This is a genomic window from Streptomyces johnsoniae (genome assembly GCF_031845565.1).
Taxonomy (GTDB): domain Bacteria; phylum Actinomycetota; class Actinomycetes; order Streptomycetales; family Streptomycetaceae; genus Streptomyces; species Streptomyces johnsoniae.
In genome coordinates, this window is record NZ_JAVREV010000007.1 from 357362 (window position 1) to 369779 (window position 12418).

Below are 12418 nucleotides of genomic sequence, written 5' to 3' on the forward strand. Positions count from 1 at the left end.
CCCGCCCCGCGGAGCCGCGACATCGCGGATGACGGCGCCGGTCCCGGTGCGCGTCCGGTTCGGCCAGCGGCTACGGTGCCAGCACGTCACGCACCGGAAGACCAGAAGGCTTGAGGCAATGAGGACACGCACCCTGAGGTTCGGCCTGTACGCGGACGAGCAGGGGCTGGCATGGGTCCAGAGTCTCGTCGACGAGGCTGTGGCGGCCCGGAGCGCCCGGGTCGTCGCACGGACCGCCGAACCGCCCGCCACCGACCTCTTCGACGGCCTGGCGGAACAGTGGGCCTGGGAGCATCCCGGCCGGAGCAGTGGCGCACGGCGGCCGGTCGAGCTGCGCGTCCGCGTGGTGTGTTCCCTGCGGACCTGGCGCGCGCTCCGTAAGACGGTGATCAGGACCCTGTGCCCGGAAGGCGCGGCGCCCCATGCCTGCCGCGTTCCGTGGTTCGCCGCCTGAGCCGGCGCACGGAGCCCGCGGGGCCCGCGGGGCCCGCGGAGCCCGGCGCGGCCGGCCGGCCGGCCGGGGAACTTTCCCGGCCGGCCGCCCGACCAGTTGAGTGTGCCGTCGGCTCCCCCTGTGCCCGCTGGGCACGTTCACGAGCCGCACCTGGCGAGACACGCGTACCGCACGTTGGCCGCTGAACCGACCTTCGCGGAGGAAGCCTCATGGATGACTACGGACCGGAGACCTACGGCGAGCTGAACGCCGACGTCTACGACGAGTGGCACGCGATCGACCCCACGGAAGCCGTTCGGTTCCTGGCCGAACTGGTCAAGGAAGGGCCCGCGGGACCGGTGCTCGAATTGGCCGTGGGCACCGGCAGGGTGACGATCCCCCTGGCCGCGCAGGGCGTCGACCTGCGGGGCATCGACGCGTCGGAGGCGATGGTGGCCCGCATGCGCGCCAAGCCGGGCGGCGAGCGGATTCCGGTCACCATCGGTGACATGGCGGATGTCGCCCCGGACACCGACGACCAGTTCGCCATGGTCTTCGTCGTGTTCTCCACCTTCTTCTTCCTGATGACCCAGGAGGAGCAGGTGCGCTGCTTCGCCAACGTCGCCCAACGCCTCCTTCCGGGCGGCCGGTTCGTCCTCGAGTGCCCGATGCCGGACGTGGCGCGCTACGACCGCGACCAGCGGGTGGAGGCGCACCATGTGGGCCTCGACCAGGTACGGCTCACCGCCGTCCGCCACGACCCCGTGGCGCAGCGTTTCGAAGGCCACCACGTGCTGATCACCAACGGCGGGATTCGGCTGGCGCCGGCGTTCATGCGCTACGCCTGGCCCAGCGAACTCGACCTGATGGCACGGCTCGCCGGGCTCGAATGCCGCGGTCGGTGGGGCGGCTGGCGTCGTGAGCCGTTCCGCGGTCAGGGCAACTACGTGACGGTGTACGAAAAGCCGGCCACGCCCGCCTCCTGACCGCACCGACCGCCATGCCGGGGCGCGGGGCAGCGGCTCAAGGCCGGCTGGCCCTGCGCAGCCGGCGTCCCGCCACGAGGACCAGCGGCGGAAGCAGAACGCACTGCGCGGCAACGGCCAACCAGAATCCGGGCAGCAGATCCGCCCGCTCGAACAGCCCGTACACGGTGCCGCCGATCACCCCGCTGAACAGCGCGCCCACGCCGACCGCCAGCCGCTGCTGGCCGAACGTCACGGTGACCGATCTCCGTGACCGCGCCAGCGCCTCCAGCTCGTTCTTCAGGAACAGCACCGCGTTGCCCACGCTCATCGCCATGGCGCCGCCCGCCACCCCGGCCGGTCGGCCGCTGGCGAACGCCGCCATGCCAACGGCCATGCAGGAGAAGCCGATTGCCATCACCACCGAGTGGCGGGTCCGTCCCACCCATTCCGCAAGCAGCGGTTGCAGCACCACCAAGCCGAACGAATAGCCCATCATGATCATGCCGAAGACGGCCGTGGCGAGACGCCCGTCCACGAAGATCGCCAGGTATTGGTAGAACTGCATGTACAGGTAGTGGGTGAGCACGGTCACCGTGAACGGCACCCCCGCCAGGCCGCGAAGCACCCGCCGGAACGGTTCGGCGGCCGTCCCGCCCTCGGCCGGCCGCTCGGGGCGGAGGAACGCGTGGCCGACCGCCAGCACGGAGTAGAGCACCGTGCTCATCGCGAACAGCAGGCCCGGTTCGCGGAGGAACAGCGCCCCGACCACAGGACCGAGGGCGATGCCGAGATTGCCCGCGGCGTTCCCCGAGGACACCAGCCGCGGTCGCTGCTCAACTGTCGCCGAGTGCACCAGATAGCCGCGGTACGCGGGTGAGTAGAGCGCCCCCGCGCCGCAGTTGACGAAGAGGGCGAGCACCATCAGCACGGGCTCGCCCACCCCGCCCAGGTACGTCAGCGCACCGAGGGTGTAGAGACCCGTGGCGAGCACCAACGTCCGTTTCAGCCCAACCCGTTCGGCGAACGCGGCGGTGAACGGCGCGCTGGCGAACTGCATCAGCGTGGCCACCCCGAGCACGACGCCGACCTGCGCCATCCCGATGCCCACGCGATCACGCAGCAGGACGGCAAGGTACGGATAGACCGCGAAGGTACCGATGTTGACCAGGAACCCGCCGACGAGCAGCGCGAGTTGGGCACCCGTGAGGGTTCGCCACAGCCGGGCGGGCGGAAAGCGGCGCGCCCGAGCGCCCGCTTCGGCCGCTGCCCGGGTGCTCATCGACCGGCGTGCCAGGAACTGCCGCCCGGCGCCCGGCCGGATCGTGTCCGCAACGATCCCGCGGCGCGGCCGGGGCCTGCCCGCCAGCCCATGCGTGACCTCCGATCTGCTGCTGCTCGCGTCGGGACGGGCGCGAGCCACGAACCCGACGCCAGGAGAGGACTCAGCGACCGTCGGGGCTCGCCGCGCGGCTTTCCGCGGGCGTGGCGGGCCGCGCCGCGGCGGCGGCCCGGGACCGGAGCCGGAGGATGACGGTGACGATGGCCAGCGTGAACAGCAGCAGGCCGACCCAGATCACCCACTTCTCCGGCCAGGGCGGGGGAGAGCCGCCCTCCGGGGTGCGCCCGCCGTCCACGCCGGTGACGATGACCGCGACGAGCCCCAGAATCGTGGCCACCACGACGATCCGGCCGACCACCCGCGCGCTGAACGGCAGCGCGTGCTCGCGGCGGCCCGGGCCGCGCGCCCGGAGGCGTTCCCCCGGCCGGGCCGGTGCCATCAGCCGCACCAGGAGCAGCACGGCGACCGGTATCTGCAACGCCCACAGCAACGTGCGGAACGCGCCGTCATACCATGCCTGGCTGCTGTAGAGCAGCGTGTGCCACGCGCTGAGCACGTAGACCACGATGACGAAGCGGTGCAGGGCCAGCCACATCCGCGGGCCGGTCCTGTGCCGCAGGTAGAACGCCAGGCCGAGCGGGATGGCCAGGTAGAAGGCCAGCAGGCCCACCAGGATGGCGACCCGCCCGGTGCCGGTGGCGTAACCGCCGGGCACGAAGACATCGACGAACGCGGTCCACAGGCTGCGCCCGAACGACCAGTTGTGCTGGTTGGTCCTGAGCTGGTCGGTGAAGAAGAAGAACATGTGCATGAACATCAGCCCGATGGTGGTCAGGCTCGTGGTGCGGTGCCACCTCTCCAGCCGGGCGGCCGGCAGCCAGCCCCAGCGGGGCCGCGGCCCGGAACGCATCAGGCCGAATATCACGGTGATGTAGGCCCACAGCATCGCCGACCAGCCGAACGCCTGGCACATCCAGTACATCCAGAACTCGTCGGCGTCCGCGAGCATCGGCATGATCTGAATGGTCGCCGAACTGCCGTTCTCCACGCGGACGTAGAGCAGCCAGTAGATCAACACGGTGATCGCCAGGGCCAGCGAGGCGTCGGGCACCGCGGCCCGCAGGTCGGCGCGCAGACCGGCCCAGTCGAAACGAGCGCGGCGTTCCTTCTCCTTGCGTGAGGAGGGCGTCACTGTTTCCGAGACCTCTGCCATGACACAACTCCGCTTTCCTATGGCGTGCCAACGGGTCGCCGATGAGGGACGGCCCGCGGCGACATCGTCGGTCCCGCGCTCCCAGCCATGAAGGGTAACGGCGTTTTCTCCGCCACGGAAGACATCGATCCGGTTCCGGATTTCGGCCGCGGGCAATGGGTATTTACGCGCCGGACAGAAAAAAGCGGCCTTACTCGGGAACCAATCGGCCCGGTTGAACGACCCGGGATTCGGTGGCGTTCTCCGCGGAGCGGCGCATGTGCGGAATCACGGAATCACAGAAAGCGCGCGAAACCGCGCGCGAAACCCCGGATGACCTGCCGACCTGGCGACCCGCCGACCCGCCCCGCTGGCCGACCGCCGCACGACCAGAGAATTCCCGGCACGGGACATCCCCGTCACCTATCCGATGGCCGGCCGGGCACCGCGGGTTTGTCCGTTCGCGGTGGGCCGGAAGGGCGCGAGGGAGTCCCCACCTCTTGCCACTCTCAACGTATAGCGCATCGGGGGGCTTGCGGCAAGACCCGGGTCGTGCCGGAGAATCACCCGCCGAGGCCGGAACCTGCGGAAAAAGGAGATACACGAAGTGTGTGTGCTGTTGTCGGGGGATAGAGGCGCTGGGGTGTCCGCCGCCGGACCGTTCCGGAGCGTCCCCGGATCGGAGTCGCTGACATGAACGCCTCGGCCACCAGCGCGTTCGACCTGCCCGAGCGCCTCTCCCCCAAGGCCGACCCGGCGCTGATCGCCGACGACGAGCGGCACTTCGCGGCCGTCGCGGAGAGCCTCGGGCAGGCGATCGCCGAACTGTCCGGCCGCCTCGCCGCCGAGCGCAAGGCGCCCGGCGGCGTCGGCCGGGCGGCGATGGACCGGGACACGGAGATCCACCGGCTGACCGGTCGGCTGCGCGCCCTGCGGCGCTTCGGCCTGGACCTGTGCCTCGGGCGCATGGTCCACGCGGACCACGCGGAACCCCTGTACGTCGGGCGGCTCGGGCTCACCGACAGCACGGGACGCCGGCTGCTGCTCGACTGGCGCTCGCCCGCGGCCGAGCCGTTCTTCGCGGCGACCCACGCCAACCCGATGGGTCTGGCGAGCCGCCGCAGGTATCGCTGGACCCGCGGCCGGATCAGCGACTACTGGGACGAGGTGTTCACCGCCGACGGGCTGGAAGGGCATGCCGCGCTCGACGACCAGTCCGCCTTCATCGCCGGTCTTGGCGGCAGCCGGTCGTCCCGGATGCGCGACGTGCTCGCCACCATCCAGGCCGACCAGGACGCCATCATCCGGGCCGGCTCCCGCGGCGCCCTCGTCGTCGACGGCGGTCCCGGCACGGGGAAGACCGTCGTCGCGCTGCACCGTTCCGCCTACCTCCTCTACTCCGACCCGCGCCTCGGCCACCGCAGGGGCGGCGTGCTGTTCGTCGGTCCGCACCAGCCCTACCTGGGTTACGTCGCCGACGTTCTGCCCAGCCTCGGGGAGGAGGGCGTGCGGACCTGCACCCTGCGGGACCTCGTGACCGAGGGAGCCCGGGCGGCGATCGAGGCCGACCCGGACGTGGCCCTGCTCAAGTCGTCCGCGGACATGGTGAAGGCGATCGAGCCGGCCGTCAGGCTCTACGAGGAGCCGCCCGCGAAGGGGATGACGGTCACGACCGACTGGTCCGACGTCTGGCTGAGCGCCGACGACTGGGCCGAGGCGTTCGACGCAGCTGAACCAGGCACCCCGCACAACGAGGCGCGCGAGCAGATCTGGGCGGAACTGGTCACGATTCTGCTCGACAAGCACGGCGGCGACGTGCCGCCCGACCAGTTCCGAAGGTCGCTGGCGCACGACGAAGAGCTGGTCGGCACCCTCAACCGCGCGTGGCCGCTGCTGGAGGCGGCTGACCTCGTCGGGGATCTGTGGTCGGTGCCCGCCTACCTGCGGATGTGCGCCCCCTGGCTCAGCCCCGAGGACGCGCGGAAGCTCAGGCGCGCGGACGCCCAGGCCTGGACGGTGTCCGACCTGCCGCTGCTCGACGCGGCACGGCAGCGGCTCGGCGACCCGGAGGCGGCGCGGCGCAAGCGACGGCACAGCGCCTCCGTCGCCGCGGAACGCGAGCGCATGGCCGGCGTCATCGACCACCTGCTCCAGGCCGACGACGACGGCGAGGGCGCGGTGACGATGCTGCGCGGGCAGGACCTCCAGGAGAGCCTGGTCGACGAGGCCGCGCTGCCCGGCACCGACCCGGAGCCGCTGGCCGGCCCGTTCGCGCACATCGTCGTGGACGAGGCGCAGGAACTGACCGACGCGGAGTGGCACATGCTGCTGCTCCGCTGCCCGTCCCGGAGTTTCACCATCGTCGGGGACCGCGCCCAGGCCAGGCACGGGTTCACGGAGTCGTGGCGGGAACGGCTGGAGCGGGTCGGGCTCGACCGGATCGACGTGGCGTCCCTGAGCATCAACTACCGGACGCCCAAGGAGGTCATGGCGGAAGCCGAACTGGTCATCCGGACCGTGCTCCCGGACGCCAACGTGCCGGTCTCCGTCCGCGGCGGCGACGTTCCCGTCGTCCACGGAGCCGTTGCGGACCTGCGAGCGATCCTCGACGCCTGGCTCGCCGCGCATGCGGAAGGGACCGCCTGCGTCATCAGCGATCCGGCGTTCGGGGCGACGTTCGAGGCGACGTTCCCGGCGACCTCCCGCGTCCGGTCGCTGACCCCGGAGCTGTCGAAGGGGCTTGAGTTCGACCTGGTCGTCCTCATCGACCCGGAGGCGTTCGGCACGGGCATCGAGGGAACGGTCGACCGCTACGTCGCGATGACCCGGGCGACGCGGCAGCTCGTCATCCTCACCAGCTCCTGACTCCGGCCGCGGCGCCACGTGACCGCGCGGATGCGTGACCGCGCGGATGCGTGGCTGCGCGGCTCTTGCCCGGCGGCCACGGGCGAGGACAGCATGTGCCCGTCCGTCCAGTACCCGGGCCTTTGTCATGGAGCGTGAGATGGTCAGCAACCCGAACCGTCGTACAGTCCTGGGCGCCAGTGCCGGCGCCGTGCTCGCCGGAGGGCTCGCCGCCCCCGCCACCGCATCCGCCGCGACGCCAGGACACGTCACGGTCCGCTCGCCGAACGGCCTGCTGCGGGTGACCGTTTCCGTGGCGAACGGGCGTCTCCGGTACGGGGTCGTGCGCCGCGGCCGGGTCCTGGTGGCCCCCTCGGGGCTCGGGCTCGACCTGGCCGACCGGCCGTCGCTCACCGGCGGCCTGGTGGTGGAGTCCGTCGAGCGCAGGACGATCGACGAGTCGTGGCGTCCGCTGTGGGGCCCCGACGCGCTCGTCCGCAACCATGCCAGGGAATGCGTGCTGCGGACCGTGCAGGCGTCGACGGGAACACGGCTCGACCTGATCGTCCGGGTCTTCGACGACGGCGTCGGCTTCCGCTATCGCCTGCCCGCCCAGGCCGGGCTCGACACCTACACCGTCACCGCCGAGCGCACGGAGTTCGCGCTGCCGCCGGCCGCCACCAGCTGGTCGCTCGCGGCGGGTACCGACTGGAACGCCGACGAACGGCATTACCGGCAGGCCCGGTTGTCGGATGTGGACACCGCGCAGACCCCGCTGACGCTGGCCACACCGGACGGTCAGCACATCGTGGTGCACGAGGCGGCGCTGATCGACTATCCGAGCATGACCCTCGCCGCCGGGAGCGGGCGGCCGGGCACGTTCGCCAGCGAGCTGATCAGCCTGCCCGACGGCACGAAGGCCCGGCTGTCGGGTGAATTCTCCACTCCGTGGCGCACGCTGACCATCGGCGACCGCCCCGGTGATCTCGCCGAATCGCATCTGATCGAAAATCTCAACGAGCCGTGCGCGCTCGCCGACACCTCGTGGATCTCGCCCGGCACGTACGTCGGTGTGTGGTGGGAGCTGCAACGGCGGCACACCACCTGGACCGAGGGGCCGCGGCACGGGGCGACGACCGAACGGGTCAAGCAGTACATCGACCTCGCCAGGGAGGCGGGCGCGAGCCATGTGCTGGCCGAGGGGTGGAACACGAACGCCGGCGGTGAGTGGACCGGCCAGGACTTCCTCACGCCGCGACCGGACTTCGACCTGCCCGAGGTGCTGCGCTACGCGCGGGCCAACGGCATCGGGTTCGTCGCACACAACGAAACCCGCGGCTTCGTCGACTATTACGAACAGAACATGGACACGATCTTCGCCCGGTACGCCGAACTCGGCATTCACTCGATAAAGACCGGCTATGCCACCAGGTTCGAGCTGGGCGGGGTGAACCGCAGCCACTACGACCAGGAAGCCGTGCGCCACTACCAGCGGGTCATCGACGCGGCGGCCCGCCACAAAATCATGATCAACGCGCACGAGGCCATCAAGCCGACCGGCCTGGCGCGCACCTACCCCAACATGATGACCGGCGAGGGAGTCGCCGGGATGGAGCAGCACAACTACATGGGGCCGCGGGGGAATCCGCCGGAGCAGGCCACGATCCTGCCGTTCACCAGATTCATGGGCGGGCCGGCCGACTACACCCCGGGCGTGCTCAACGTGACGTGGGACCCGGCCGGGCTCGGTACCCGGGTGCAGACGACCTCGGCCGCGCAACTCGCGCTGTACTCGGTGTTCCACAGCCCGACGCAGATGCTGGCCGATACCCCGGAGAACTATCACTCACACCCGGGGTTCGCGTATCTGAAGGACATGCCGGCCAGTTGGGACGAGACCCGGTTCCTGGACTGCGTGATCGGCGACTACACGGTCGCGGCCCGCCGGAAAGGTGACACCTGGTATCTCGGCGCGATCACCGACGAGCACGACCGGACATTGCGCGTGCCGCTGCGGTTCCTGGGGCCGGGGCGGCACAGCGCCGAGATCTACCGCGACGCCGTGGACACCAGCTGGCACGACAACCCGCTGCCGATCGACGTCCACACCCGGACGGTGCGATCGGCCACCGTGCTCACCCTGCGGCTCGTCGCCGGTGGCGGCACGGCGATCCGCTTCCGCCCGACGCGTTCCTGACCGGGAAGGACGTTCCCGAACGCCGGGGACCGGCGCCGGTCCCCGGCGCCGGTCCCCGGGGCCGGACCTAGCCGCCGTAGGGAAAGGCGGAGACCGTGTTCCCGTTGGCGTCCTCCAGGAGCGCGGTGTCGCCCTCCTCGTTCCGGACCTGCTGCCCGATTCCGTAGGAAAAGCCGCCGGAGAACCGCGAGTGCGGCAGCGGGGGATGCGGTAATTGTGGTGCGTGAGGGTACCCAGCACGAATTCGGAACCGTCAGCACTGCCTCGGCCCGGGGATTGCCCCGGAAGTGGTAACCGCTTCTCCTGCTGTCCGGGACGTTGCCCCAACTGACGTGATTCGCTTTCAGGCCGATAAACATCGACGCGTAGTCCCTGGCGTGCCAGGTACCGCTGGTTTCAATGTTCCCCGTGGCCGGCCTGCTCCCTCCCTGGGCGAAGATTCCCGCGACCGAATCTAGAAGCGGAGCCGGGCGACGTGAATACGAAGAATTGACAACTCCCACGCCCGGGCGGCGCTCGCCCCCGGGGTGCGCCGCACCGGTGGCCGTGGGGTGGCCTTCTGAGCGGAACAATCTGTTCACACAGCGGTCGAACTCGGACACTACGTTGGCGTTCATGATCGATACGCAACTGTCGCGCCGTTCCATGCTGGGCGGGCTCCTGGGCGGAACCGCCGGAGCCGGCCTCGCCGGTTCGGCCGCCTGGGCGCGCCGGCCCCGGCCGCTCCGTGTGCTGATCGCCACCAACGAGCCCTGGGGCACCTACCACGTCGCCCCGCTCCTCGACGAGGCCCTGCGCCGCCGCTGGGACCTCACCCAACTCGTCCCCGACTACGCGGGCGTCGGCCCCGGCGACCCCGTCCAGGTCGCCACCCCCGCCGACGCGCCCGAGGCGGACCTGCTCGTGGTCACCGGCGCGGGCGACTGGCCCGCGGACTGCGCGGCTCGGTTCCGCCGACTGCCCCTCAACGCCTCCGCGCTGGCCTACCAGCTGCCGGTCGAGGCGCCGCGGGCCCGCGAACTGCGGCGTCATGTCCGCCTGTTCACCGCCTCGTCCCCGGCGGAGGGGCGGGCGTTCGCTGACTACTTCGGCACCAGGCGCCCGGTGCGGGTGGTGGGCTCGCCGCAGACCGACGATCTCCCCCGGCGCCGCCCCGAACGGGACCTGGTGCTCGTGCTGACCAGTGTCACCCGCCCCGACCAGACCGGGGACGCGGCGCCCGGCACCGAGTTGCTGCTCCGTTCGGCCGAACGGCTGGCCGCGGCGGGCAAGCGCATCCTGGTCGGCCTGCACCCGCGCGAGGACCGTTCGCTGTGGGAGCAGTACGAGATCAGCACCGTTCCTTCCGTGATCGCCTCGGCGTGCGCAGAGGCGGCGATCGGCATACCCGGCACCGTCTTCCCCCTGGTCGCCGCCGTCGGTACCCCGCTCGTCGGCTGCGTGGACCGGGAACTGTCCGTCCCCGACTACCTGTTGTCCGTCTGCTCCGCGACGATCACCGACCCGGCCGGGGCGGCGGACGCGGTGGACGCCGCCGAACTCCCCGACCCGGCCACGCTGTCCGACGCGCTGGGCCCGGTGGACGGCTCGGCCGACCGCCTGCTGGACGCCTGGCGCGAACGCACGCCGGCCGGCCGAGCCGCCGCCCTTTCCGGTGCCGGATCTCAGTCGGTGTAGACCTCGGCGCGGTCCACGCTCACGAATGCCGCCCCCGACTCGGGGTTGTGCTCGCCGGTGACCCGGATCTGGAGGGTGTGCTCGCCGTGCGGCAGCCGCGGGCTCAGGTACTGGAGGGTCTCGCCCGTCCGGATCGGGCCGTGGAAGTCGACACGTTCCTCCGGGCCCCCGTCGACGCTGATCGCGGCGATGCCGTTGCCGGTGTCCCGCACGGAGAGCAGCGCGATCCTGGTGCCGGTGAAGCGGAACGTCGCGGTGTTTCCCGCCTGATCGCTCCAGTGGTCGTCGCTCCAGAAGCACTGGGCCGCGCAGCCGCTGCCGGAGTTCCAGGTGCCCTGGTACGTGACCGTGCCGTCACCGCTCGACCGGCCGTCGTCGTTGATCCAGTAGTTGCCCGACCCCGGGTCGCCGGACGGCAGGTCCTGTGTCGCGCCCTGCGCCAGCGGGGTGCCGAAGTCCGGGCTGCCGTCCGCGTTCCAGCTGATCTTCTGGGCGCGGGTCGTGCGGTTGGTGTAGGTGATCTCCGAGGTCGTCTTGGCGTGGTAGACGATCCAGTCCTCCGTTCCGTCGGGGGACCGGAAGAAGGAGTGGTGGCCGGGGCCGTAGACGCCCACGGCGTCGTTGCGCGAGAAGATGGGGCCGTCGTGCTGGGTCCAGTTGCCCGGCACCAGCGGGTCGGCGCCGTCCGGCAGGGACATCATCCACACCTGGTAGTCGGGCTTGCCGGTGTCGCAGGTCGAATACGTCATCCAGGTATGGCCGTTGCGGTACAGGAACTGGGGGCCTTCCCGGACCTCGGGGCAGCCGCCGGCACCGTCGAGGGCCACCGCGTTGCCGGAGACGGTGTAGGGGTTGGACATCGGCGCGATGTTCAGGCCGTTGTGCTGGTAGGCGTTGATGCCGCTGTACGCCAGGTAGAGCCGCCCGTCGTGCTGGAGGATGCCGGGATCGATGGCGAACGTGTCCACGTGGTTGGGCGGTTCGAGCTGCGATTTGAAGTGGTAGGGACCGGTCGGGTCGTCGCCCTCCGACTCCAGCACGTACAGCCGGTGGTGATCGTCCACACCGTCGTCCGCCGTGTAGTACATGTACCAGCGGTCGTCGAAGCGGTAGAACTCGGCCGCCCAGATGTGCTGGTTGCGCGAGGGGTCGGAGTCCGTCCACACGGTGACCGGGTCGGCGGCCAGCAGGGTGCTCAGGGAGGGCGAACTCCACATCCTGATGCTGTCGCCCTGCGTAGTGGTGAGGTGGTACTCCCCGTTCGCATAGGCCACGAACGGGTCGGGGCCGGTGTTGAGCGGATTGCGGAACGTTCCTGAAGCGGTCGGGGACGTCGGCTGTGCGGCGGATGCCGGGTCGGCGGCGGCCGTCGGGTCTGGGGCGGTTACGGACATCGTGCCTCCGGCAGTGGCCTGCGGCGCCGAGGCCAGGCCGATGAGCAGCGCGAACAACGCTGTGACCAGCGGGATTCGGGATCGGGGGGGGGGACATCAGCGGCTCCCTTGTGTCTCGCCACGTGTCATGAACGCGGTGACGGAGTCAGTTGACGATGGCCCATGGCACCACGGCACTTACAACGATGTAAACATGCGCGTCAAAAGTGCCCGCCGACGCGATCGGCCGGCCTGTCCGGCCGACTCGGGTTCGCCGTCATCGGGCCCCGCCAACCGGCCCGGGACGCCTCGGCCGGGCCGGGCCGGACCGGTATCTAGGCGAACTTGACCTGATCCTGGCCATCGAAATGACCTCTTTCCGCTCCACCGCCCAC

Annotated in this window: 8 protein-coding genes; 5 read left to right on the plus strand and 3 right to left on the minus strand. The window is 70.8% G+C overall.

What is annotated here, in order from left to right; all coding sequences use genetic code 11:
* Positions 1–118 precede the first annotated feature (118 nt).
* Positions 119–454: a hypothetical protein gene (locus tag RM779_RS15685; protein WP_311618309.1), complete on the plus strand. Its 336-nt coding sequence runs from the start codon at positions 119–121 to the stop codon at positions 452–454.
* Between the two features lie 209 nt (positions 455–663).
* Entirely contained in the window at positions 664–1419 is a 756-nt protein-coding gene (locus RM779_RS15690; protein ID WP_311618310.1) for a class I SAM-dependent DNA methyltransferase, read from the plus strand.
* Between the two features lie 37 nt (positions 1420–1456).
* Here RM779_RS15690 and RM779_RS15695 read toward each other — a convergent pair whose 3' ends face one another.
* Together RM779_RS15695 and RM779_RS15700 are read right to left on the minus strand one after the other, a co-directional pair.
* Positions 1457–2680: an MFS transporter gene (locus tag RM779_RS15695; RefSeq protein WP_311618311.1), complete on the minus strand. Its 1224-nt coding sequence runs from the start codon at positions 2678–2680 to the stop codon at positions 1457–1459.
* A gap of 163 nt (positions 2681–2843) precedes the next feature.
* Positions 2844–3953 carry a ferric reductase-like transmembrane domain-containing protein gene (locus tag RM779_RS15700; RefSeq protein WP_311618312.1) on the minus strand — a complete coding sequence of 370 codons (1110 nt, stop codon included), beginning with the start codon at positions 3951–3953 and terminating at the stop codon, positions 2844–2846.
* Between the two features lie 672 nt (positions 3954–4625).
* Here RM779_RS15700 and helR point away from each other — a divergent pair.
* The 3 genes from helR (at position 4626) to RM779_RS15715 (ending at position 10650) form a co-directional block, all read left to right on the plus strand.
* Positions 4626–6797 (plus strand): RNA polymerase recycling motor ATPase HelR, encoded by a 2172-nt coding sequence (gene helR / locus RM779_RS15705; RefSeq protein WP_311618313.1) that lies wholly within the window; start codon positions 4626–4628, stop codon positions 6795–6797.
* A gap of 139 nt (positions 6798–6936) precedes the next feature.
* Positions 6937–8973, plus strand: coding sequence for a glycoside hydrolase family 97 protein (locus tag RM779_RS15710; protein WP_311618314.1), 2037 nt, complete (start codon positions 6937–6939; stop codon positions 8971–8973).
* A gap of 615 nt (positions 8974–9588) precedes the next feature.
* Positions 9589–10650 (plus strand): hypothetical protein, encoded by a 1062-nt coding sequence (locus RM779_RS15715; protein ID WP_311618315.1) that lies wholly within the window; start codon positions 9589–9591, stop codon positions 10648–10650.
* Here the strand turns inward: RM779_RS15715 and RM779_RS15720 are convergent.
* Positions 10638–12113, minus strand: a complete 1476-nt coding sequence (locus RM779_RS15720; RefSeq protein ID WP_394813304.1) for a family 43 glycosylhydrolase — start codon at positions 12111–12113, stop codon at positions 10638–10640. The genes RM779_RS15715 and RM779_RS15720 overlap by 13 nt on opposite strands.
* Positions 12114–12418 lie beyond the last annotated feature (305 nt).